The sequence below is a fragment of the Ramlibacter sp. G4-7 genome, from assembly GCF_057784995.1.
The window spans coordinates 85,096-107,755 of sequence record NZ_JBYNTT010000014.1 but is presented as its reverse complement, the minus strand read 5'-3'; the positions used below and the strand labels follow the sequence as shown (position 1 = coordinate 107,755).

Annotated in this window: 25 protein-coding genes; 18 read left to right on the top strand and 7 right to left on the bottom strand. The window is 68.3% G+C overall.

Features of this window, described 5'->3' with window-relative positions:
* The first annotated feature begins 154 nt into the window (after nt 1-154).
* The gene (locus AC3EGR_RS19200) at nt 155-1,648 is read left to right on the top strand and encodes an AMP nucleosidase (RefSeq protein WP_488548117.1); all 1,494 of its coding nucleotides are present in this window, start codon (nt 155-157) and stop codon (nt 1,646-1,648) included.
* Nucleotides 1,649-1,673: 25 nt separating this feature from the next.
* Here AC3EGR_RS19200 and AC3EGR_RS19195 read toward each other — a convergent pair whose 3' ends face one another.
* Both AC3EGR_RS19195 and asd read right to left on the bottom strand, forming a co-directional pair.
* Entirely contained in the window at nt 1,674-2,042 is a 369-nt protein-coding gene (locus AC3EGR_RS19195; protein WP_488548116.1) for a hypothetical protein, read from the bottom strand.
* 96 nt (nt 2,043-2,138) lie between these two features.
* The gene (gene asd, locus AC3EGR_RS19190) at nt 2,139-3,002 is read right to left on the bottom strand and encodes an archaetidylserine decarboxylase (RefSeq protein WP_488548115.1); all 864 of its coding nucleotides are present in this window, start codon (nt 3,000-3,002) and stop codon (nt 2,139-2,141) included.
* Nucleotides 3,003-3,091: 89 nt separating this feature from the next.
* On the opposite strand from asd, the gene AC3EGR_RS19185 reads away from it, so the two are divergent.
* From AC3EGR_RS19185 to AC3EGR_RS19160, 6 genes are all read left to right on the top strand, one after another.
* A complete protein-coding gene (locus AC3EGR_RS19185) occupies nt 3,092-4,018 on the top strand; it encodes an ATP-binding cassette domain-containing protein (protein WP_488548114.1) in 927 nt (308 codons plus the stop codon).
* Entirely contained in the window at nt 4,019-4,822 is an 804-nt protein-coding gene (locus AC3EGR_RS19180; protein WP_488548113.1) for an ABC transporter permease, read from the top strand.
* Nucleotides 4,823-4,868: 46 nt separating this feature from the next.
* A complete protein-coding gene (locus AC3EGR_RS19175) occupies nt 4,869-5,678 on the top strand; it encodes a crotonase/enoyl-CoA hydratase family protein (RefSeq protein WP_488548112.1) in 810 nt (269 codons plus the stop codon).
* 118 nt (nt 5,679-5,796) lie between these two features.
* Nucleotides 5,797-6,246, top strand: a complete 450-nt coding sequence (locus AC3EGR_RS19170) for a MarR family winged helix-turn-helix transcriptional regulator (RefSeq protein WP_488548111.1) — start codon at nt 5,797-5,799, stop codon at nt 6,244-6,246.
* A 34-nt stretch (nt 6,247-6,280) separates the two neighbouring features.
* The gene (locus AC3EGR_RS19165) at nt 6,281-6,700 is read left to right on the top strand and encodes an organic hydroperoxide resistance protein (RefSeq protein ID WP_488548110.1); all 420 of its coding nucleotides are present in this window, start codon (nt 6,281-6,283) and stop codon (nt 6,698-6,700) included.
* A gap of 22 nt (nt 6,701-6,722) precedes the next feature.
* The gene (locus AC3EGR_RS19160) at nt 6,723-7,730 is read left to right on the top strand and encodes a serine/threonine protein kinase (RefSeq protein WP_488548109.1); all 1,008 of its coding nucleotides are present in this window, start codon (nt 6,723-6,725) and stop codon (nt 7,728-7,730) included.
* Nucleotides 7,731-7,776: 46 nt separating this feature from the next.
* On the opposite strand, the gene AC3EGR_RS19155 is transcribed toward AC3EGR_RS19160, so the two are convergent.
* The gene (locus AC3EGR_RS19155) at nt 7,777-8,652 is read right to left on the bottom strand and encodes a fumarylacetoacetate hydrolase family protein (protein ID WP_488548108.1); all 876 of its coding nucleotides are present in this window, start codon (nt 8,650-8,652) and stop codon (nt 7,777-7,779) included.
* A 73-nt stretch (nt 8,653-8,725) separates the two neighbouring features.
* Between AC3EGR_RS19155 and AC3EGR_RS19150 the strand changes: the two genes are divergently transcribed.
* From AC3EGR_RS19150 to AC3EGR_RS19140, 3 genes are read left to right on the top strand one after another with little or no spacing between them, the layout of a single operon-like run.
* On the top strand, nt 8,726-9,688 hold the full coding sequence (locus AC3EGR_RS19150) for a tripartite tricarboxylate transporter substrate binding protein (protein ID WP_488548107.1): 963 nt from the start codon (nt 8,726-8,728) through the stop codon (nt 9,686-9,688).
* A gap of 14 nt (nt 9,689-9,702) precedes the next feature.
* Nucleotides 9,703-10,683, top strand: a complete 981-nt coding sequence (locus AC3EGR_RS19145) for a tripartite tricarboxylate transporter substrate binding protein (RefSeq protein ID WP_488548106.1) — start codon at nt 9,703-9,705, stop codon at nt 10,681-10,683.
* 1 nt (nt 10,684) lies between these two features.
* A complete protein-coding gene (locus AC3EGR_RS19140; RefSeq protein WP_488548105.1) occupies nt 10,685-11,380 on the top strand; it encodes a molybdate ABC transporter substrate-binding protein in 696 nt (231 codons plus the stop codon).
* A gap of 42 nt (nt 11,381-11,422) precedes the next feature.
* On the opposite strand, the gene htpG is transcribed toward AC3EGR_RS19140, so the two are convergent.
* On the bottom strand, nt 11,423-13,333 hold the full coding sequence (htpG, locus tag AC3EGR_RS19135) for a molecular chaperone HtpG (protein WP_488548104.1): 1,911 nt from the start codon (nt 13,331-13,333) through the stop codon (nt 11,423-11,425).
* Nucleotides 13,334-13,487: 154 nt separating this feature from the next.
* On the opposite strand from htpG, the gene AC3EGR_RS19130 reads away from it, so the two are divergent.
* The gene (locus tag AC3EGR_RS19130; RefSeq protein WP_488548103.1) at nt 13,488-13,691 is read left to right on the top strand and encodes a hypothetical protein; all 204 of its coding nucleotides are present in this window, start codon (nt 13,488-13,490) and stop codon (nt 13,689-13,691) included.
* A gap of 76 nt (nt 13,692-13,767) precedes the next feature.
* On the opposite strand, the gene AC3EGR_RS19125 is transcribed toward AC3EGR_RS19130, so the two are convergent.
* From AC3EGR_RS19125 to AC3EGR_RS19115, 3 genes are all read right to left on the bottom strand, one after another.
* The gene (locus AC3EGR_RS19125) at nt 13,768-14,067 is read right to left on the bottom strand and encodes a DUF4148 domain-containing protein (protein WP_488548102.1); all 300 of its coding nucleotides are present in this window, start codon (nt 14,065-14,067) and stop codon (nt 13,768-13,770) included.
* A gap of 123 nt (nt 14,068-14,190) precedes the next feature.
* On the bottom strand, nt 14,191-15,549 hold the full coding sequence (locus AC3EGR_RS19120) for a sensor histidine kinase (protein ID WP_488548101.1): 1,359 nt from the start codon (nt 15,547-15,549) through the stop codon (nt 14,191-14,193).
* Complete coding sequence (locus AC3EGR_RS19115; RefSeq protein WP_488548100.1) at nt 15,546-16,226, bottom strand: response regulator; 681 nt, start codon at nt 16,224-16,226, stop codon at nt 15,546-15,548. The genes AC3EGR_RS19120 and AC3EGR_RS19115 overlap by 4 nt, the downstream gene beginning before the upstream one ends.
* 273 nt (nt 16,227-16,499) lie before the next feature.
* Between AC3EGR_RS19115 and AC3EGR_RS19110 the strand changes: the two genes are divergently transcribed.
* From AC3EGR_RS19110 to AC3EGR_RS19080, 7 genes are all read left to right on the top strand, one after another.
* Nucleotides 16,500-16,970, top strand: coding sequence for a spore coat protein U domain-containing protein (locus tag AC3EGR_RS19110; RefSeq protein ID WP_488548099.1), 471 nt, complete (start codon nt 16,500-16,502; stop codon nt 16,968-16,970).
* A gap of 7 nt (nt 16,971-16,977) precedes the next feature.
* Nucleotides 16,978-17,703 (top strand): fimbrial biogenesis chaperone, encoded by a 726-nt coding sequence (locus AC3EGR_RS19105; RefSeq protein WP_488548098.1) that lies wholly within the window; start codon nt 16,978-16,980, stop codon nt 17,701-17,703.
* A 120-nt stretch (nt 17,704-17,823) separates the two neighbouring features.
* Nucleotides 17,824-18,267, top strand: a complete 444-nt coding sequence (locus AC3EGR_RS19100; protein ID WP_488548097.1) for a spore coat protein U domain-containing protein — start codon at nt 17,824-17,826, stop codon at nt 18,265-18,267.
* Between the two features lie 14 nt (nt 18,268-18,281).
* On the top strand, nt 18,282-18,647 hold the full coding sequence (locus tag AC3EGR_RS19095; protein WP_488548096.1) for a hypothetical protein: 366 nt from the start codon (nt 18,282-18,284) through the stop codon (nt 18,645-18,647).
* Between the two features lie 34 nt (nt 18,648-18,681).
* Nucleotides 18,682-19,392, top strand: coding sequence for a fimbrial biogenesis chaperone (locus AC3EGR_RS19090; RefSeq protein WP_488548095.1), 711 nt, complete (start codon nt 18,682-18,684; stop codon nt 19,390-19,392).
* A gap of 7 nt (nt 19,393-19,399) precedes the next feature.
* Nucleotides 19,400-21,754, top strand: a complete 2,355-nt coding sequence (locus AC3EGR_RS19085; protein ID WP_488548094.1) for a fimbria/pilus outer membrane usher protein — start codon at nt 19,400-19,402, stop codon at nt 21,752-21,754.
* A complete protein-coding gene (locus tag AC3EGR_RS19080) occupies nt 21,751-22,611 on the top strand; it encodes a spore coat protein U domain-containing protein (protein ID WP_488548093.1) in 861 nt (286 codons plus the stop codon). Before AC3EGR_RS19085 ends, AC3EGR_RS19080 begins: the two co-directional genes overlap by 4 nt.
* Nucleotides 22,612-22,660: the final 49 nt, after the last annotated feature.

Sequence of the window (22,660 nt, the reverse complement as noted above, 5' to 3'; positions counted from 1 at the left end):
TTTGCGCCTTGTCAGCGACGCTGTTCTGGCTGACGCAGACTGTCGGTCCTGCAGCCAAAAGGCTGGGTCAGAGGACTGCGTTTGACCCTGTAGGACACGTTCGCACCGCCAGCCGGGTTGGTGGACGGTGAGAGGGGAGTTGCACAATAGGCACATGCCCTTCATGCCGCCTTTCATTTCGCCGACCTTCCACCACGACGCGGAAAGCGCACTGGACCAGGTGCGCGCGATCTACGCGCAGCAGATCAACCACCTGCGCGAGGCGATGCAGCGCTTCATCGCCGGCGAGCAGATGCCGGGGCGCGTGCGGGCCTGCTACCCCTATGTGCGCATCCATACGGACAGCGTGGTGCCGCAGGCGGCGCTGGAGAACTCGGGCGTGTCGTACGGCTTCGTCGCCAGTGCCGGGCGCTACGAAACGACGCTGACGCGCCCCGACCTGTACGCCCCCTACTACCTGCAGCAGTTCCGGCTCCTTCTGCAGAACCATGGCGTGCCGCTCGAGGTGGGCACGAGCCACGAGCCGATGCCCATCCACTTCTCCTTCGCCGAGCACGACCACATCGAAGGAACGATGCCGCCGCAGCGCCGCATGCAGATGCGCGACATGTTCGACCTGCCGGATCTCGGCACGATGGACGACGGCATCGCCAATGGCGGCATGCGCTTCGAGGGAGGGCAGGCGCTGCCGCTGTCCCTGTTCACCGCTTCACGCGTGGACTACTCGCTGCACCGCCTGCGCCACTACACGGGCACCGTGCCCGAGTGGTTCCAGAACTTCGTGCTGTTCACCAACTACCAGTTCTACATCGACGAGTTCGTCAAGCTGGGCCACGAGGAGATGAACCGTCCCGACAGCGAATACATCGCTTTCGTCGAGCCCGGCAACGTGGTGACGCGCCGGGTCGGCCTGCCGCGCGAGGCGATGGACAGCCTCGGCGCCCCGCCGCCGCGGCTGCCGCAGATGCCCGCCTACCACCTGATCCGGCCGGGTCACAGCGGCATCACCATGGTGAACATCGGCGTGGGCCCGTCCAACGCGAAGAACATCACGGACCACGTGGCGGTGCTGCGCCCGCATGCCTGGCTGATGCTCGGGCACTGCGCGGGGCTGCGCAACAGCCAGCAACTGGGCGACTACGTGCTGGCGCACGGCTACGTGCGCGAGGACCACGTGCTCGACGAGGAACTGCCGCTGTGGATCCCCATTCCGGCGCTGGCCGAGATCCAGGTGGCGCTGGAGCAGGCGGTGGCCGACGTCACGCAATGCCAGGGCGCGGACCTCAAGCGCATCATGCGCACGGGCACCGTGGCGAGCACCGACAACCGCAACTGGGAACTGCTGCCCGGCAACGAGCCGCAAAGACGCTTCTCGCAAAGCCGGGCCGTGGCGCTCGACATGGAAAGCGCCACCATCGCTGCCAACGGCTTCCGCTTCCGGGTGCCCTACGGCACGCTGCTGTGCGTGAGTGACAAGCCCCTGCACGGGGAAATCAAGCTGCCCGGCATGGCCAACCAGTTCTACCGCGAGCGCGTGGACCAGCACCTGCGCATCGGCATGCGCGCGATCGAGATCCTGCGCTCGGAAGGCCCGACCCGGCTGCACAGCCGCAAGCTGCGCAGCTTCGACGAGGTGGCCTTCCAGTGAAGCGCTTGCGTCGGCCGGGCGGCTGCTAGGGCTGAACGCGCGTAGGCTCCCAGGCGCTGCCCGAGCCCTCCCGCTCGTCCGCGCCGTTGCGCCGGCGCGAGCGGCGGCGGCTGCGGAAGGGCATCGCGCGCCCGAGCAGGACCAGCACGGCGATGCCCGCGCTCATGCCGATGGCCACCGCATAGCCGGCCGCGACGAAGTACTCGTCGAAGACGTGGCTGAGGAGGTACAGGGTGGACAGCGCCGACACCGGCATCGCGAGCGCCGCGATCCCGAAAGCGAGGAAGTCGCCCAGGACCACCTTCTGGCCGCAGCGCACGCAGGCGGAGATGTCCTGCAGGTACAGCTTGCGGACGTCGAGCATGCGGTGGCAGTGGGGGCAGCGGTAGTCCATGGGCACGGATTCGGAAGGGATTGCCTACCCTAGCGCGACCGTGTCCGCCGCGCAATCACCCGGCATCGGGGCGAGCGGAAGGCCGAGCAAAAATGCTCAGAGCGCCGCTTCCGTTTCGATCAGCGTCGCCATCGCTTCGCCCAGGCGCACCGGCCGGGTCGGCGCCCAGTCGGGCGTGAAAGTGAGCACGTTCTGCGGAAACAGCAGGATGACCGTGGACCCGAGCAGGAAGCGGCCCATCTCGGCGCCCTTGGCCAGCACGATGTCTTCGTTGTCGTAGCGCCACTCGCGCGGCTCGCGCGTGCGCGGCGGGTTGATGACGCCCTGCCACACCGTGGCCATGCTGCCCACGATGGTGGCCCCCACCAGCACCATCACCATGGGCCCGTGCGCGCAGGCGAACTCGCACACCACGCGCTCGTTGCGCGCGAACAGGCTGGGCACGTGGCGCGCCGTCAGCGGGTTCACCGAGAACAGGTCGCCGGGGATGTAGATCATGCGCTTGAGGCGCCCCTCGCACGGCATGTGGATGCGGTGGTAGTCGCGCGGGGCCAGGTACAGCGTCGCGAAGTGCCCGTGGTCGAAGCGGTGGGCCAGCGACTGGTCGCCGCCCACCAGCGCACGCGTGGAGTAACTGTGGCCCTTGGCCTGGAACAGCTGGTCGTGTTCGATCGGGCCGTACTGGCTGATCGCCGCATCCACCGGGCACACGAAAGGCGCCGCCGCGATAGGCCGCGCGCCTTCGCGCAGCGGCCGGGTGAAGAAGTCGTTGAAGCTGGCGTAGCTCTCGATGCGCGGGTCCGCGGCCTCCGCCATGTCCACCTTGTAGTGCGCCACGAACTTGCGGATGACCCAGGTGGTCAACGCGCCCAGGCGCGCGCCGGCGAGCTTGCCCGCGAACACGGTGAGCAGCTTCTTCGGCAGGAGGTACTGCTGCGTGATGGGCAAGGGTGGGAACAAGCGGGGTCCTCGGCGGCAAAGGGAAAATTCTAAGCGGCTGCCGCGTCGCGCAGCGCGCATGGACGGGGTGCGACAGAATAGCGCCCGCCATGACCGAGCTGCTCCTCGAAGCCCGCGACCTCACCAAGCGCTACGGCGACACTGTCGTGGTGGACGGCCTTTCGTTCGCAATCGCGGCCGGCGAATGCCTCGGCGTGATCGGCCCCAACGGCGCCGGCAAGACCACCACGATCCGCATGTGCCTCGGCCTGACCGAGCCGGACAGCGGCGAGATCCGGGCACTGGGCGGCGCCATGCCGCGGGACGCGCTCGCGATCAAGGCGCAGCTGGGCGTGGTCAGCCAGTTCGATTCGCTGGACCCGGACTTCAGCTGTGCCGAGAACCTGCTGGTCTATGGCCGCTACTTCGGGATGCGCGAACAGGCGATTCGCGAGCGCATTCCGCAACTGCTGGAATTCGCATCGCTGACGAACAAGGCGACCGCGAAGCCGGTCGAACTCTCGGGCGGGATGCGCCGGCGGCTGTCGCTCGCGCGGGCGCTGGTCAACGACCCTCGCCTGCTGATGCTGGACGAGCCGACCACCGGGCTGGACCCGCAGGCGCGCCACCTCATGTGGGAACGGCTGCAGGTGCTGCTGCAGCAGGGCAAGTCCATCCTGCTCACCACGCACTTCATGGACGAGGCCGAGCGCCTGTGCAACCGCCTGCTGGTGCTGGACCACGGCCGCAAGATCGCCGAGGGACGGCCACGCGACCTGATCGCCGAACACCTGGAGTCGGACGTGGTGGAGGCCTATGGCAATGGCGCCCTTTCGCTCGCCGCGTCGCCGCTGCGCACGCTGGCAGGCCGCACCGAGGTCAGCGGCGAGACCGTCTTCTTCTACACGCAGGACGCGCGGCCGCTGCTGGACGCGCTCGGGCGCGAGCACCCGCGGCTGCGTACGCTGCACCGGCCTTCCAACCTGGAAGACCTGTTCCTCAAGCTGACCGGCCGCCAGATCCGGGAAGGAGCCTGAATGAGCGAGCATCTCTCGACCTGGCGCGCGCCGTCGCTGTCCCTGCGCTGGTGGCCCGTGTTCCGCCGCAACCTGCTGGTGTGGCGCAAGCTGGCGCTGCCCAGCCTCATCGGCAACATCGCCGAGCCCCTGATCTGGCTGGTGGCCTTCGGCTACGGCATGGGCGCGCTGGTGGGCAGCGTGCGGCTGCACGGCGCCGACGTGCCCTACATCCTGTTCCTGGCGAGCGGTTCGATCTGCATGAGCGCGATGAACGCCGCGAGCTTCGAAGCGCTCTATTCCGCCTTCTCCCGCATGCACGTGCAGAAGACCTGGGACGGCATCATGAACGCGCCCGTGAGCCTGGACGACATCGTGATGGCGGAGATCCTCTGGGCCGCGTACAAGTCGATCTTCACGGTGACCGCGATCCTGCTCGTGATGCTGGCCCTGGGGATCTCCCACAGCCCCAAGCTTCTGGTGGCCTGGGTCGTGCTGGCGGGCGCCGGCATCACCTTCTCCTGCATCGCACTGATTTTCAACGCGCTGGCCAAGGGCTACGATTTCTTCACCTACTACTTCACCCTGTTCCTGACGCCCATGATGTTCCTTTCCGGCGTGTTCTTCCCGCGCGACCAGCTGCCGGGTTTGGTGCGCGCCGTGTCGGAATGGCTGCCGCTCACCAACGCCGTGGAGCTGGTGCGGCCCATGTTCATGGACCGCTGGCCCGACAACGCCTGGCAGCACCTGCTGGCCCTGGCCGTGTATGCCGTGGCCGCCGCGTGGGCGGCGCTGGCGCTGACCCGGCGCCGCTTCGCTGCCTGAGCAGGAGGGCTGGTTTCCCGGCAGGGTGGCTGCTCTAATGCGCCCCATGGACACCGCACTTCCCCCTGCCGAAGGCACCATCACGACCGAACGTCGCGGCCCGCTGCTGCTGGTCGGGATCAACCGTCCCGCCAAGCGCAACGGCTTCACGCCGCGCATGTTCCGCGAACTCGCCGAGGCGTACACCTTGCTGGACGACGATCCGGCGTTGCGGGTGGGCGTGCTGTTCGGGCACGGCGACCACTTCACTGCCGGCCTGGACCTGCCCACCATCGCGCCGGCCATGCAGAAGGGCGAAAAGCTGTGGCCGCACGGGGCCGTGGAACCGCTGGACCTGGGCTCGCCCGGCTACCGGCGGCGCAGCAAGCCGATGGTCGTGGCCGTGCAAGGCATCACCTTCACGCTGGGCATCGAGCTGATGCTGGCCGCCGACATCGTGGTCGCGGCGCAGGACTGCCGCTTCTCGCAGCTGGAGGTCAAGCGCGGGATCATGGCCACCGGCGGCGCCACCTTGCGCATGGCCGAACGCGCGGGTCTCGGCAACGCCCTGCTGCACCTGCTGACCGGCGACGAGTTCGGCGCGGAGGAGGCCTTGCGGCTGAACTTCGTGCAGAAGGTGGTGCCGCGCGGCAGCGAACTGCCCGAAGCGATCCGCATCGCCGAGGCGATTGCCGCACAGGCGCCGCTCGCCGTGATCGCCACCCGGCGCAATGCGCTCAAGGCGGTCGAGCGCGGCCCCCTGGAAGCCATGGCCGAATTCGTCGCCGTGCAACAGCATCTGGCGCGCAGCGAGGACGCGGCGGAAGGCGTGCGCTCGTTCGTGGAGAAGCGGCCGGCGCGCTTCAGCGGGCGCTAGCGGCACCCAGGGAGAGGCCGGACCGGAGCGTCGCACGGGTTCGTGCGACGCGCGCTTGCGCGAACGGATGCGTGCAGTTGAGTTGCGTGCAATTCAATTTTGAACTACACTTCCGCCCATGTCTGCGCGCAGCCTCTCCGCCGACGAAGCCCTGCTGCTGGACAACCAGGTGTGCTTCGCACTGTATTCCGCGTCGCTGGCGATGACCAAGCTGTACAAGCCGCTGCTCGACGAGCTGGGCCTGACCTATCCGCAGTATCTCGTCATGCTGGTGCTGTGGGAAGGCGACGGGCTCATGGTCTCGGAGCTCGGCGAGCGGCTGAGCCTGGACTCGGGCACGCTCACGCCGTTGCTCAAGCGCCTGGAAAGCGCCGGCCTGGTCAGCCGCATGCGCGCCGTCCAGGACGAGCGCCGCGTGCACATCCATCTCACGGCCGCCGGGCGCCGGCTGAAGCAGCGCGCGGCCAAGGTCCCCGGCTGCGTGCTGTCCGCCAGCCGCTGCTCGCTGCCCGAGCTGCTGCAGCTCACCCAACAGATCCGGACGCTGCGCGAGCGGCTGACGGCCTGATCCCTCCCCTCCCCCACCCCAAGGAAAGCAAACAATGGCTACCGCTCTCGACAAAGTCCTCTACACCGCCAAGACGCACGCCATCGGCGGCCGCGAAGGCACCGGCCGCTCCGACGACGGCCGCATCGAGGTCAAGCTGTCCTCGCCCGGCGGCCCCGGCCAGGGCACCAACCCCGAGCAGCTGTTCGGCGTGGGCTACTCGGCCTGCTTCCTCGGCGCGATGAAGGCGGTGGCACCCAAGGTCGGCGTGCAGGTCCCCGCGGACACGGCGATCGACGCGCAAGTCGACCTTGGCCCCACGTCGCAGGGCTACGGCATCGCCGTGCGCCTGGACATCACCGTGCCCGGCCTGGAGCGCGCAAAGGCGGAGCAGCTGGTAGCCGAGGCGCACAAGGTCTGCCCGTACTCGAACGCGACCCGCAACAACATCGACGTCAAGATCACGGTGAAGTGAACGCCTGCGGCGACAATGCCGCATGGCTCTGGATTCCCGTCACCCGTACGAGACCCTCACACCCGACGTGGCGCTGGACGCGCTGGCGTCCGTGGGCCTCTACGGTGACGGGCGCCTGCTAGCCCTGAGCTCCTACGAGAACCGCGTCTACCAGATCCACCTGGAGGACGCGTTCGAGGGCAACGCCATCGTGGTGGCCAAGTTCTATCGGCCGGGCCGCTGGAGCGAGGCGCACATCCTGGAGGAGCACGCCTTCGCGCAGGAGCTGCAGGCCGCCGAAGTGCCTGCCGTCGCGCCGCTCGCCCCTGCGGGCAGCACCCTGCACCAGCACGCCGGGTTCGCCTTCAGCGTCTCGCCGCGCCGCGGCGGCCGCGCGCCCGAGCTCGATGACGGCGAAGTGCTGGAGTGGATCGGCCGCTACCTCGCCCGGCTGCACACGGTCGGCGCGAAGTCACCGTTCTCCGTGCGGCCGGCGATCGACGTGGCGAGCTTCGGCGAGGAGCCGCGCGACTGGCTGCTCGCGCACGATGGCATCCCGCTGGACGTGCAGGGCGACTGGCAGCGCGCCTGCGAACTGGCGCTGGCGCAGATTCGCACCGCCTTCGCCGCGGCCCAGGCGGACGGGGTGCGCACCTTGCGCCTGCACGGCGACTGCCATCCCGGCAACATCCTCTGGACGCCCGACGCGGGCCCGCACTTCGTCGACCTGGACGATGCGCGCACCGGCCCCGCGGTGCAGGACCTGTGGATGCTGCTGTCGGGAGAGCGCGTGCAGCGGCAGCGGCAACTGGGCGCGCTGCTCGATGGCTACGAGCAGATGCGCGACTTCGACCGCAACGAGCTGGCCCTCATCGAGCCGCTGCGCACCTTGCGCCTGATCCACTACAGCGCCTGGCTGGCCCGCCGCTGGGACGACCCGGCCTTCCCGCGCGCCTTCCCCTGGTTCGGCACCAGCGATTACTGGCGCGGGCAGGTGCAGATGCTGGAAGAGCAGATGGAGGCGATGGAGGAGCCGGCGCTGGTGGCGTGAGGGCGAGCGGTGGCGACCGGCTCCGCCATTCGCCGCTCCCCCGGCATCACCGCAACGTGTTCTGGATCACCCCGATCCCGCCGATCTCGATCTTCACCACGTCGCCGCGCACCAGGTACTTCGGCGGCTTGAAGCCGATGCCCACGCCGGCCGGCGTGCCGGTGGCGATCAGGTCGCCGGGGAACAGGGTGATGCCCGCCGAGATGCACTCGATCAGCGTCGGGATGTCGAAGATGAAGTCCTTCGTGTTGGCGTTCTGCCGCAGTTCGCCGTTGACCCAGCACTTCACGTCCGTGTTCTGGCCGTCCATTTCGTCCGCGGACACGAGCCACGGGCCCATGGGGCAGAAGGTGTCGAAGGACTTGCCCAGCAGCCACTGCGAGTGGCGGCCCTGCCAGTCGCGCGCGGTCACGTCGTTGACGATCGTGTAGCCCCAGACGTGCTTCATGGCATCGGCTTTCTTGATGCCCTTGCCGCCTTGCCCGATCACGACCGTGAGTTCCGCTTCGTAGTCGATCGCGGTCGAGACTTCGCCGGGGAACAGGATGTTGTCGGTGGGCCCGACGACCGACTCCGGCACCTTGGAAAAGATGATCGGCGCCGAGGGGATGTCGCCACCCGACTTGGCGCTGGAGTCGAAGCCGCTGCCGGCGAACTCCTTCGCGTGTGCGTGGTAGTTCTTGCCGACGCAGAAGATGTTGCGGCGCGGACGCGGCACCGGCGCCGTGAGCTGCACCTGCTGCAACGCGATCGGCTGGCCCGTGGCCGGCAGCGCGCGGCCCGCGACCTGCGCCTCGATCAGCGGCAGGGCACCCAGCGCTGCTTCCTGGGCGCTCAGCTGGAACGGCTCGATCTGCTGGCCGTTCGCGGAGACACGGCCGACCCCGGGTTGGCCCTGAAAAACGTAAGCTGCAATTCTCATGGTGGAAACTCTCTTGCGCGGCCGTTATGCCGCTCTTAGCATGCTAACAAAACAACCCTCTGGAGTTACGCGTATGTTGCGCCGAATTTTGATCGCCGCGGGCCTCGCAGCCGCGGCCGGCCTCGCTGGGGCGCAGGCTTTTCCGACCAAGCCGATCACCATGATCGTTCCCTTCCCCCCGGGCGGCCTGGCCGACGTGGTGGGCCGTCCCGTGGCCGAAGCGATGGCCCGCGACCTGGGCCAGCCGGTGGTCATCGAGAACAAGGGCGGCGCGGGCGGCGGCATCGGCATGGCTCAGGCAGCCAAGGCCGCTCCCGACGGCTACACCATCCTGATGGCGCTGTCCTCGTACAGCGTGCTGCCCGAGGCCGACACCGTGCTCGGCCGCCAGCAGATGTATTCCTATGCCTCGCTGCGCCCCATCGCGCGCATCACGGCTGACCCGACCGTCCTGGCCGTGCGTGCCGACGCCCCCTGGAAGACCGTCAAGGACTTCGTCGAGGACGCGCGCAAGCGCCCCGGCGCGATCAACTTCGGCTCCTCCGGCAACTACGGGACCATGCACGTGCCGATGGAGATCCTCAAGCAGGTCGCCAACGTTCGCATGACCCACATCCCTTACACCGGCGCCGCGCCGGCCGTCGTGGCGCTGCTCGGCGGCCAGGTGGATGCAATCTCCACCGGCCCCGCCACCGTGCTGCAGCACGTGAAGGCCGGCAAGATCCGCGTGCTCGGCCACTGGGGCACTGCAAAGCTGGAAACCATGCCGGACGTGCCTTCGCTCAAGCAGTCGGGCTACGACGCCGAGTACGCGCAATGGTCCGGCCTGTTCGTGCCGGCCGGCACGCCAGAGCCCGTGGTGCAGCGCCTGCGCGCCGCCGCGCGCGCCGCGGCCAACGACCCGAAGGTCAAGGAAATCATCCTCAACGCCGGCAGCCCCGTGATGTACCAGGACACGCCGGACTTCGAGAAGTACGTGCACAACGACGTTCGGCGCATGGCCGACGTGGTCAAGAAAATCGGCAAGGTCGAATAAGCAAGGAGCTCGCCATGAAGCGCCACCAGTTCCTGCGCTGGCTTGCCGCCGGCGCCTGTGCCGCGGGCCTGCTGCAGCCATTGACGTCCGCCGCCCAGAACTGGCCCACCCGGCCGATCCGCATCGTGGTGCCCTTCGCCACGGGCGGCTCCGCCGACGTGTACGCGCGCTTCCTGGCGCAGCGCTTGCCCGACCTGCTGGGCCAGCCCGTCGTCGTCGAGAACCGCCCGGGCGCCGGCGCGGTGATCGGCACCGACCTGGTCGCCAAGGCGCCCGCCGACGGCTACACCCTGCTGCTGATGTCCAACACCCACACGGTGAACGAGACGCTGGTGGCCAACAAGCCGTACAACCTCACGCGCGACTTCGTCGCCGTCGCGCCGATCAACTCCTCGGACCTGCTGCTGGTCGCGCATCCCCACGTGGCCGCGAACAACGTGCGCGAGCTGATGAAGCTGGCGAAGGAGCGGCCGGGCAAGCTCAACTACGCCTCGTCCGGCACCGGCACGCCGTACCACATGGCCGGCGAACTGTTCAAGGCGATGTCGGGCACCTACCTCGTCCACATCCCGTACAAGGGCAGTTCGGGCGCCCGCACGGACCTCATCGGCGGCCAGGTGGACCTGATGTTCGACGCGGTCACGACCATGGTCGAACAGGTGAAGGCGGGCAAGGTCAAGGCGATCGCCACCACCGGCAAGCAGCGTTCCGCGGTGCTGCCGGACGTGCCGACGGTCAACGAGTCCGGCGTGCCGAACTACGAGGCGACCATCTGGCTGGGCGTGCTCGCGCCCAAGGGCACGCCGCAACCGGTGGTGAACCGGCTGAACGAGGCGATCAGCAAGATCGTCGCGACGCCGGAAGTGCAGAAGAACTGGGCGACCCAGGGCGCGACGGCCCTGGTCATGAACCCGCAGGACTTCGACAAGTACCTGCACGAGGACATCGCCAAGTGGAACAAGGTGATCAAGTCCGCCAACATCAAGGCCGATTGAAATGCCACGCACCCTCCGCATCCTGAGCGGCGGCGCCGCCAACGGGCTGGTCAGCCGGCTGCAACCCGCGTTCGAGAAGGCGCACGACTGCAAGATCGAAGGCAGCTTCGGCGCCGTCGGGGCGATGAAGGACAAGCTGCTGGCCGGCACGCCTTGCGACCTGCTGATCCTGTCGCTGGCGCTGATCGAGGACCTCGTCGCCCAGTCGCGCGCCGACGCGGCGACGGTGCGGGCCGTCGGCGAGGTGAAGACCGGCGTGGCGCTGAAGGAGAAGCACGCGCCGGTGGCGGTGAACAGCCCCGAAAAGCTGCAGGCGCTGCTGCAGGCCGCGCCGGTGATCTACTTCCCCGACCCGGCCAAGGCCACCGCGGGCATCCACTTCCTGAAGGTGCTGCAGGCCATGGGGCTGGACAAGGATCCGGCGAAACTGAAGACCTATCCGAACGGTGCCACCGCCATGGCAGCCCTGGCGCAGTCGACGGAAGCCGAGGCGGTGGGATGCACGCAGGTGACCGAGATTCTCATCACGCCGGGGGTGCGGCTGAATGGCTTGCTGCCCGAGCCCTACGAGCTGACCACGACGTACACGGCCGCCGTCGCCGCGGGCGCCCAGGAGCCGGAGCTGGCCAAGGCGCTGATCGCGGCGCTGACGGCGGCGGAAGCGGCGGAGACGCGCAAGAGGTGTGGGTTCGAGTGAAGGGGTGAGCGCCCGCGAATCTCACCCAGGAACCCCCACCCCTCACACCAACAGCGCGTTCACCCTCTTCACATACGCCGCCGGATCCTCCGGCATGCCGCCTTCGGCCAGCAGCGCCTGGTCGAACAGGATGTGGGCCAGGTCGTGGAAGTTCGGCGAGCCCTCCAGCTTCTTCACCAGCGGGTGCGAGGCATTCACTTCCAGCACCGGCTTCACGTCCGGTGCCTTCTGCCCCGCCTGCTTGAGCAGGCGCGCCAGTTGCAGGCTCATGCCGCCCTCGGTGACCACCAGGCAGGCCGGTGAATCCACCAGGCGCGTGGTGACGCGCACGTCCTGCGCCTTGTCCTTGAGCGCCTCCTTCAGCTGCGCCAGCACGGGCTTGAAGGATTCGGCGGCCTCCTCGGCGGCCTTCTTCTCGCCCTCGTCCTGCAGCTTGCCCAGGTCCACCTGGCCCTTGGCGACGGACTGCAGCGGCGTGCCCTCGAACTCGGTGAGGAAGGACAGCGCCCACTCGTCCACGCGGTCCGTCATGTAGAGCACCTCGATGCCCTTCTTGCGGAAGATCTCCAGCTGCGGGCTGTGCGCCGCGGCCGCCTGCGTGTCGGCGGTCACGTAGTAGATGGCGTCCTGGCCTTCCTTCATGCGTGCCTTGTAGTCGGCCAGGGACACGCTCGCGGTGTCGCTCTGCGTCGAGGCGAAGCGCAGCAGCTTGGCGATGCGCTCCCGGTTGCCCGCGTCCTCGCCCAGGCCCTCCTTGAGCAGTGCGCCAAACTCGCCATAGAAGGTGGCGAACTTGCCCTTGTCCTCCTCGGCGGCGGCCTCGTCCTTCTCGGCCTTGGCGAGGTCCTCGATCATGGACAGCACGCGGCGCGTGTTGCCCTCGCGGATCGCCTTCACGTCGCGGCTTTCCTGCAGCAGCTCGCGGCTGACGTTCAGCGGCAGGTCGGCCGAGTCGATCACGCCTTTGACGAAGCGCAGGTAGGCCGGCAGCAGCGCCTCGGCCTCGTCCATGATGAAGACGCGCTTGACGTACAGCTTCACGCCCGCGGCCTTGTCGCGGTTCCACAGGTCGAACGGGGCGTGGGCGGGGATGTACAGCAGCTGCGTGTACTCGGTGCTGCCTTCCACGCGGTTGTGCGTCCAGGCGAGGGGGTCCTCGTAGTCGTGGCTGGTGCTCTTGTAGAACTCCTTGTACTGCTCCGGCGTGATGTCCTTCCTGGCCCGGCTCCACAGCGCGGTCGCCTGGTTGACGGTCTCCCACTCCTGGGTGAGCACGTGCTCGCCCGGCTTGCCGTCCTCGCCTTCCTTCCATTCCTCCTTGCGCATGAGGATGGGCAGCTGGATGTGGTCGGAGTACTTGCCGATGATGGACTTGAGTTTCCAGGTGGAGAGGTAGTCCAACGCGTCCTCGCGCAGGTGCAGGGTGACGCTGGTGCCGCGCTGCTCCTTGGTGATCGTCTCGACTTCGAAGTCACCGGCGCCGGCGCTCACCCAGCGCACGCCCTCCTCGGGCCTGGCACCGGCGCGGCGCGACTCCACGGTGATCTTGTCCGCGACGATGAACCCCGAATAGAAGCCCACGCCGAACTGGCCGATGAGCTGCGCATCCGACTTCTGGTCGCCCGACAGCCGCGACATGAACTCGCGCGTGCCGCTCTTGGCGATGGTGCCCAGGTTGTCGATGGCTTCCTGCTGCGACAGGCCGATGCCGTTGTCCGCGATGGTCAGCGTGCGCGCGTCCTTGTCGAAGCTCACGCGCACCTCGAGGGTGGGCGCGTCCTCGTACAGCTCGGGATGGTGCAGCGCCTCGAAGCGCAGCTTGTCGCACGCGTCGGAGGCGTTGGAGATCAGTTCCCGCAGGAAGATCTCCTTGTTCGAATAGAGCGAGTGCGTGACGAGGTGCAGCAGCTGCGCGACCTCGGCCTGGAAGGAGAGGGTCTGTTTCTGGGTCATGGTGTTGTGCGGATGCCGCGCACGAGCTGGGGGCAACCCGTGAAGAATTCAAGGCGGCTGATGCTACTGCACCCTCCCCGTGAAGTATTCGACGTTTCGTGCCGGCTCGCAGGGAAAGGCGTGCGTGAAGACGTGCAACACGTGGTTACAGTGCATGGGTATGAGGATCGAGCTGCCTTCTTCTTCCTGGGCCGACACGGCGCCACGCGCCGAGGACGACGCCCACACGATGACCATCGCTGGCCACTCGGCCAGCGACTGGGCGCCGTTGCAGCTGCTGCCGGAAGCCGACGATGCGCAGGCCGTGCGCACCCAGGTCGCCACGCCCGAGCCGGTGGTCCTCACGCTCACCCTCTGAGCGCGCGCACTCGGCAAAGGAAAAAGGGCTGCGGATGCAGCCCTTTTCGTTTTCCGCGCGGAAGGCGGACGCGGCCTCAGAAGCTCGCTTCGCCGGACGGAATCTTGCCCAGGCGCAGGGCCTGCACCGCGTCGGCGCGGACATCCTGCGCCTTCACTTGCGACGCCGGAGCGACCAGCACGCGCGAACCGGCCGGCTCCTGGCTGCGGGCGGCGGGCACGCGCTGCGCTTCGGCCATCACTTCGGCGCGGGTGCGGTTGCCCTCGAACTTGATCGCGAACTGAGACGCATCGGCTTCGTCGGCGCGGGCGACGCCGGAAGCGGCGGCAGCGATGGCGACGGCGAGGGTGGCGAAGAAACGGAACTTGGCATTCATGGCAGTGACCTTTCAGTGGTTCGGAGACTGGTGTTCATCGGCTGCTGCGGCTCTCCTTGTTTCCCCCGCTGCAACCGTGATCTCACTGTAGGTGCCTGCCTTTAGGCGAGCCTTAGCCCTTTCTTAGGTGACGGTGAGCGTCTCCACGCGCGCGATCAAGCCGCTGCGGTCCTCGCGGTTGCGCAGCGTGAGCAGGAGGCCGGCGCGCTGGGCGGCGGCCTGCGCGATCGCCAGGCCCAGGCCGCTGCCATTGGTGCCATTGCCCGGCACGCGGAAGAACCGGTCGAACACGCGCGGCAGCATGTCCTGCGGAATGCCCGGACCCGTGTCCACCACTTCCACGCAGACGCGGCCCTGCTGCTGCTCCACGCGCACGTCCACGACGCCGCCTTCGGGCGTGTAGCGCAGCGCGTTCTCGATCAGGTTGTCCAGCAGGCTGCGGATGTCGCCCGCCGTGCAGGTGAGCGGGATCGGCGTGTTGCTCTGCTCGGGGCCGGCCAGCCCCAGGTCGATCCTGCGCTGGTCCGCCAGGCCGATCAGCGTGTTCATGCTTTCGCGCAGTTGCGCGCGCAGGTCGACGATGGCGGGACCGTCGGCGCCGGCGCTTTCCTGTTTCGACAGGCGCAGGAGCTGGTCCACCAGGCGCTGCGCTCGCCGCACGCCCGCTTCCAGGTGGGCGAAGCGCGCTTCGGCCGCCGGGCAGTTCATGTCGTTGCGCATGTTCTCCACCTGCAGGCCGATGGCCGCGATGGGCGTGCGCAGTTCGTGCGCCGCGTCCTGCACGAAGCGCCGCTGCGTGGCGAAGGCATCGCGCAGCCGCCGCAGCAGGCTGTTGAAGGAGGACACCAGCGGTGCGATCTCCTGCGGCACGTTGGCCACCGACAGCTCCGCGATGTTGTGCTCGTCCTGCTGCGCCGCCTGCCGGCCGATGTCCTGCAGGGCCCGCGACATGGCGCGCGCCACACCCCACAGCACCAGCATCGCCAGCGGCAACATCAGCAGAAAAGGCGCGATCGCCGCGCCGGCGCGTTCGGCCGCGAGCTTGCCGCGGAAGTTCACGCTCTGCAGCACCTGCACGCTGTGGCCGCCGGCCTTCACGGGCGGCAGCGTGTACACGCGCCAGCTGCGCTCGTCGCTGGACACGTCGTGGAAGCCCTTGCCTTCCAGCAGGGGCACGTGCAGCTCGGGATAGGACGTCACCTGCAGCGCGCCATCCGGCGCCCAGGTCTGCACGACGTAAGCACCCCACTTGTGCACGCGCTCGCCCGTCATGCGGGCGGGCTGCGGCATCTCGTTGGTGGTCAGGGCCTCGGCCAGCTGCTGCATCTGGTCGTCGAGGAACATGTCGACCATCTTGCAGTACGACCAGTACGACACGGCCGCCGACCCGGCGCCCACCACCAGGAACAGGGGCAGCAGCCACAACATCAAGGCCCGGCGCAGCGAACACATCGGGCCGGTGGGGAAGACGTGCCACTTCATGCCGCTGCTCCCGTGCCGCCGCCGGCCACCCGCCAGCCCAGGCCGCGCACGTTGCGGATGGTGTCGGGACCGAGCTTGCGGCGCATGCCGTGGATCAGGACGTCCACGGCGTTGCTGGTCACCTCCTCGCCCCAGCCGTAGATGCGGTTCTCCAGCTGTTCGCGCGAGAGGATGGCGCCGGGGCGCTCGAGCAGCGCATGGAGCAGCGCGAACTCGCGCGCGGACAGCTGCGAACGCTCGCCGCCTTGCACCAGGACCTCGCGCGTGGTGATGTCCAGCTGCACGGCGGGCGTGCCGATGACCGAGTGCGCGCTGCCGTCGCGGCGACGGATGACGGCGCGCATGCGCGCGAGCAGCTCGCGCATTTCATAGGGTTTGAGCAGGTAATCGTCGGCGCCGAGATCGAGGCCGCTCACGCGGTCGTCGACCCCGTCGCGCGCGGTGAGCACGAGCACCGGCGTCGTGTTGCCGCGGCTGCGCGCGTGGCGCAGCACCTCGACGCCGTCGCGCTTGGGCAGGCCCAGGTCCAGCAGCACGCAGGCGTAGTCACCGTCATTCCAGGCACTCTGGGCGAGCAGGCCGTCCTTGACCCAGTCCACCGACCAGCCCTGGCCTTGCAGCGCTTCGCGCAGGCTGTGGCCGATCATCTCGTCGTCTTCGACCAGCAGGACTCTCACGGCACGGGCTCCTCGGTTGGGGGGATGCGCAAGCGTACACAGCGACTCTTAGGCGTGCATGAGACAGGTCGGGGGGCTTTCTTGGGCCGGCCTGACACGGCCTTTCAGCCAAGCTGACGGACGCCCCCCGTTCATCCCTGGAGGGACGCCGGAAAGCAACAAAGTGCAACCGCGGGGCGTTTCCCGTTGTTATCTTCCGGTCCAGCACATCAGGGCAAGCACTTATCCCCCTTGGGGGAATTGCCTAACCCGACAACCGCGATGGGGGACGAAATGAAACGCAACCTGCTGCTGGTCCTGGCCGGCCTGCTGGGCCTGGTCGGCTCCGCGGGGGCCGTCACGGCCACCAACAACTTCAACGTGTCGATCACGCTCAATTCCGCGTGCCAGGTCGTCACCGTCCCCACGATCGCGTTCACCTATACGTCGTTCCAGGCAGCGGCGGCGACGAGCAGCAGCAGCTTCAACGTGCAGTGCACGAACACGAAGTCGATCACGTCGATCCTGCTGGACAACGGCGCCGGCGGCCTGGCCGCGGGCCTGACCCAATCGTACACCGACAGCGCGACGGGGCTGACCTACAACCTCACGCTCGCCGGCGTCCCCAACACGGGTTCGGGCGCCGCCCAGACCGTCAACATCTCCGGCTCCATGGCCGCCGGCCAGTCGGGCCAGTGCAGCGCGGCGAGCTGCACGAACGCGGCGTCGACCAACGCGACGCGCACCATCACCATCACGTACTGAGGCGCACGTGAAGGCACGGACAGCATCGCGCAACTGGCTCCGCCGCCTCGGGCTGGCAGCCTGCGTGCTGCTGCCGCTGGCCGCGGCGGCCGGCTCCTATTCGGTCGTGCCCGTGCGCGTGCAGTTCGGCCCCAGGGACCGCGCCGTAGCGGTCACCCTGACCAATCTCGGCGACACACCCATCGCGATCACGGCGGAGCTCTACAAGTGGGAGCAGAAGCCGGACGGCTCCGACCACCTCACGCCCACCGACGACCTGGTGCTGGCCCCGGGGCTGGTGCGGCTGCCGCCGAAGGGACAGCAGGTGGTGCGCCTCGCGCTGCTGCGCCCGGCGGACCCGCAGGCCCAGCTGACCTACCGGATGTTCGTCCGCGAACAGCCCGGCGCAACGCCGGCCGCTGTCGGCGTGACGATCCCGGTGTCCGTCGCCATGAGCCTGCCCGTTTTCATCACGCCGCCGGCTGCACGCTGGGACGTGGAATGCAAGGCGTTGCCGCAGGCGGATGCGACGGAAGTTCGCTGCGCCAACGGCGGCACGGCGACCGCCTTGGTGCGCAGCGCCGTCGTCGAAGCGGGAGGAAAGGTGGTCGCGAAGTTCGCCGGAGGCGCCTACCTGCTGCCCGGCGCCTCGCGTCCGATCGCTTTCGAGCCGGCGCTACCCCGCGGCAGCCTGCCGGGCAAGTTGACTGTGGTGTTCGATGACGACCAGACAGCGGAGTACGAGCTCCGTTGATCGCAGGGGTCGGTATTAGTGTGATCTACCTAACGCTGTCTACGTTGTAAACAATAAACGATCCGTCTACAGTTGTTTCACGTTGTTACTTTCACTGATTACTTCGGAAGGATGGGGACCATGAAGAAAGTTCTGATGATTTGCGGCGTGATCGCCGCTGCGTTCGGGATGACAGCGGCTCAAGCCGCCGGCAGCGCGACCTCGCAGTTCGACGTTACGGCGACTCTGGCGGCGACCTGTCAAGCCACGAATTCAGCCACGCAGACGATCAACTTCGGGGCCGTGTCGGCCTTCGGTGCCGCGCCGGCCAACAAGACGGCGAATATCACCTTCAAGTGCACCCTGGGGCTGACCCCCTCGGCCAGCCTCGATTCCGGAACGGGCACCGTCCGCGGCCTCACCTACAACCTGACGGTCCCGACCAATACCACGGCGGCGGCTGGCGGCACGGCTGCCACGGGCGAGGTCTACACCTTCACCGTGACGGGCAGCATGCCGGGCAACGAGGCGGGTGACTTGAGCGACCCCGCAACGAAGACCCACACCCTGACCATCTCCTTCTGATCCACGGCTTCGGCATGTCCCTTGTTACTCTGGCTCGGCATGCAACCGCTGCGGCCCTGATCCTCCTGGCCCTGGGCCCCGAGGTGAAGGACGCAGCGGCGGGCACTGCCTTCGCCACGTTCCAGGTGACCGCCCAACTCGTGAATGGAAGCAGCGGCTGCCGCGGCGCGGGCGATCCCGTAGCGCTTACGTGTGGATCTCCTGTCGCTCCCTCTGTCCTGCAGCCCCGCCCCGACCTGCGCGGTACGACGCTCCTCGACGGCTGGATCACCTACGGCGAACGGGCCGAGGCCTACGACAGTGTGTATGCCGCAAGCCTCACCTCCCGTGTGATTCGCTACGAGCAGTGGGAATACATCGAGACGATGGTGAGTTGGTAAGTTAAGCTCGATCGACCAACTCAGCCGTACACCGATGAAACGTCTCGCTGCCGCCGCCCTCGTGTCGCTGGCGATGGGGGCTTCCGCAGGGGAGTTTTCCGTCTCGCCCGTGCGCATTTTCATGCAAGCCAACGAGCGGGCCATCGCCGTCACCGTCGTGAACGAGGGGACGGAGGAGCTGGTCATGCAGTCGGAGATCTTCTCCTGGCAGCAGAAGCCAGGCGGCGAAGACGCGCTGACGCCGACCGAGGACCTCGTGCTGTCGCCGCCGATCGTGAAGCTCGCCCCCAAAGCCCGCCAGGTGCTGCGCCTCGCGCGCGTCGGCGCACCCCCGGCCGGCCAGGAAAAGAGCTATCGCATGATCGTTCGGGAAGTGCCCGAAGCGCGCCAGAGCGGCCGCGAAGCCAAGGTGCAGATGGCCCTGGCGTTCTCGCTGCCGATCTTCATCACGCCCCCAGGCGCCAAGCGCGACATGCAGTGCGACGTGCAGCGCACCTCGCCGCAGGCCGTGAAGGTCAACTGCGCCAACAAGGGCAGGTCCTACGCCCAGATCCGCGGCGTCACCCTGCTGTCGGCAAGTGGCGCCACGCTGGCCACGCGCGACTTCGTGGGCTACCTGCTGCCGGACGTGCAGCGCACGATCGACCTGCAGTCGAGCAGCGCGATCCCTGCCGGACGCGTGAAGGTCCAGGTCGGCTACGACGACGCGTCGACGCAGTCCTTCGACGGCACCCTAGCCGAGTAGAGCGCGGATGGCCAGACGAGTCACGATGGCCGTCCTCCTGTCGCTCAGCATCACTACCTGGGGGCAGACGCGCCCCGACGTCCCCGCTGCGCCCGGCAGCGCCGACCGGCTGTTCCCGCTCGATGCCACGGTCAACGGCCAGAGCGTGGGCACGTGGCCTTTCATCGAGCGGGGCGGAGTGCTGTATGCCTCCTCCGAGGCGCTGGAGGAGTGGCGCGTGCGCGTTCAGCCCGGCGCCCCCTGGATCACCGTGCGCGGCATGAAGTACTGGCCGCTCACGGCAGTAGCCGGCTACGCCGCGAAGCCGAACTACCCCAACCAGTCGATCGAGCTGAATTTCTCGCCGGACGCCTTCACCGACACGCGCATCACGCAGCAACAGGCCGACCGGCCGAAGCTCAGCCCCGTCCTGCCCAGCGCCTTCTTCAATTACGAGGTGAACTACGCGGTGACCCGGTCCTCGGGCTTCCACAGCCGCGACCTGGGAGTGCTCGCGGAAGCGGGCGCCTCCAACAACTGGGGCGTGCTGACCACCAGCGGCGTGGGCCGCAACCTGGTGAACGGCACGACCGAGACCGAGCGGGCGAAGTGGACACGCCTGGAGACCACCTTCACCCACGACTTCGCCGAGGACAACCGCACGCTGCGCATCGGCGACACGAGCACGCGCGTGGGCCTCTGGGGCCGCAACGTGTATTACGCGGGCGTCCAGTACGGCACCAACTACTCGCTCACCCCCGGCTACCTCACCAACCCCGTGCCCGTGGTGCGTGGCGTGTCGAGCGCGCCCTCGACCGTGGAGTTGTACGTGAACGGCGCGCTGCGCCAGGTGTCCGAAGTCCCCGCCGGCCCGTTCGCCATCGACAACCCCGCCATCCTCACGGGCGGTGGCGAAGCGCGCGTGGTGGTGCGGGACATCCTTGGCCGGGAGGTGGTGGTGACGCAGCCCTTCTTCACCAGCACCAGCTTACTGGCCAAGGGGCTCACGGACTGGGGCGTCGACACCGGCACGCTGCGCCACGGGCTGGGAACGGAAAGCTCGCACTACGGCACGGGTTTCGCCGCGGGAACCTGGCGCTACGGCGTGAGCGACACGCTCACGACCGAGGCGCGCGCCGAAGCCACGACCCGCATGCACGCAGCGGGCCTGGGCCTGGTCGCCGTGCTGCCTGGAACCGTCCTGGGTCGGGCCGCGCTGGCCGTGAGCAACCAGGACCGGGTCGGCACAGGCCACCAGTGGACGGCGGGCCTCGAGCGGCACTGGCTCAACACCTCGGTATTCATGCAGGCGCAGGGCGCCACGTCTTCGTTCCGCTCGCTCGGGCTGGACGACGGCCTGCTCGCCACCCGCCGGCAATGGGTCGTGAACCTCACGCACACCACGCCCGACTGGGGCAATTTCGGCGTCGCGGTCGCCGGCCTGCAACCGTGGAACACGCAGTCGTCGACGACGGCTTCGATGAGCTACTCGGTGCGCGTCGCCAGCAACAGCACGGTGAGCGTCAACGTCGGCCGCGTCTTCGGCGCCGGCGCGGGCACCACGGCGGGCGTCATGCTGCAGATTCCCCTCGAGCGCAGCCGGCAGGTCACGGCGACTGCGCAGCACCATGGCGGCAAATGGGACGCCTATGCCACGGCCTCGCAGACGGCCGGCCTCGACTCGGATTTCGGCTGGCGCGTGCTCGGAGGCTGGCTGTCCGACACGCCCCACGGCGAGGCTGGCGTGTCCTACCGCGGCCGCTACGGCAACGTGTATGGTGAAGTGAGCGGGTCTCCAGGGCAGTCTGCCCTGCGCACGGGTGCCACCGGCGGCCTGGTGCTTGCCGACGGCCACCTGTTCGCGACGCGCCGGGTGGAGCAAAGCTTCGCCGTCGTGGAGCTCAAGGACATCGACGGCGTCGGCGTCGGCCTGGGCAGCACGATGCTGACCAAGACCGACGACGACGGGCTGGCGCTGGTGCCGAACCTCGGCGCCTACACCCCCAACCAGATCCGCCTGAATCCGCAGGACCTGCCGATCAGCACGGACATCGACACCATCGAGCAGATCGTGGTCCCACGGCTGCGCAGCGCCGTGAAGATCGGCTTTCCGATCCGCTCCGGCCGCGCCGCCCTGGTGCGCGTGGTGTTCGACGACGGCGAGCCTGCGCCCCCCGGCGCCACCATCCGCGTCAACGGCCAGGCGGAGGAATTCCTGGTGGCGCGCCGCGGCGAGGCGTACGTCTCGGGCCTGCAGACCCGCAGCGACCTCGAACTGGAATGGAACGGCCAGCGCTGCGCGTTCCCCCTCGTCCTGCCACCGGCCAAGCGGGACGACATCGCCCGCGTGGGCGCGGTGGAATGCAAAGGTGTGAAGCGATGAAGACGATCCTGCGCCTGCTGATGGCGATCGCGCTGGTGCTCGCCGCCACGGGTGCCCGCGCCGCGATCACCTGCACCTCGCTGACCTCGGCCGGCTTCACCACGGCTTACCCGGCGAACTCGACGCAAAGCCTGCAACTGCAGTTCACGATCACCTGCAACCGCGGAAGCACGTCGGACCCGACCGCCGTGAACTACGCCGTGAAGGCGGACAACGGGCGCACCCCGCAAGGCAACGCCAACCGTGCCACCATCACGCTGGGCGGAAACACGTCGTACATCTACTACGACGTCTACACCCCCAGCTGCAACACCACGCAGTGGAAGAACAACGTTGCCATCGCGGGCACCGTGAGCTGGGCGCCCAACCAGACCGGCAATGAAACGGACACGGAGAGCTTCTGGGGCTGCATCGTCAACCCGCAGAACCCCAGCGCCGCAGGCACCTACACGGACTCGATCGGCATCACGGCCACGTACAACCCCGGCAACGGCAACACCACGGTGAGCGGCACGATCCCGGTGACGATCTATGCGCCGGCCAACTGCGTGATCAATCCCGCACCGGGCAACGTGAGCATCGTGTACCCTGCCTTTTCCGCAGTGGCCCTGAGCAGCACCACGAGCTTCGGCGCGACCTGCACCTCGCCCATGCCTTACAGCCTGGCGGTGTCGCCGGCGACGGGCACGCTCGCGGGCGTGAACTACAACGTGACGCTGGGCACGGCAAGCGCCACGGGCACCGGCACGCTGCAGACGCACAGCATCACCGTGACCGCGCCAGCGGCCCAGGGCGGCACCTGCGCGGGAGCGACCTGCACCCAGACGCAGACCCACACGCTGACCGTCACCTACTGACCGTCACCTACCGACCGACCGGAGCCGCCTGCACCCGCGCACCCAGCGC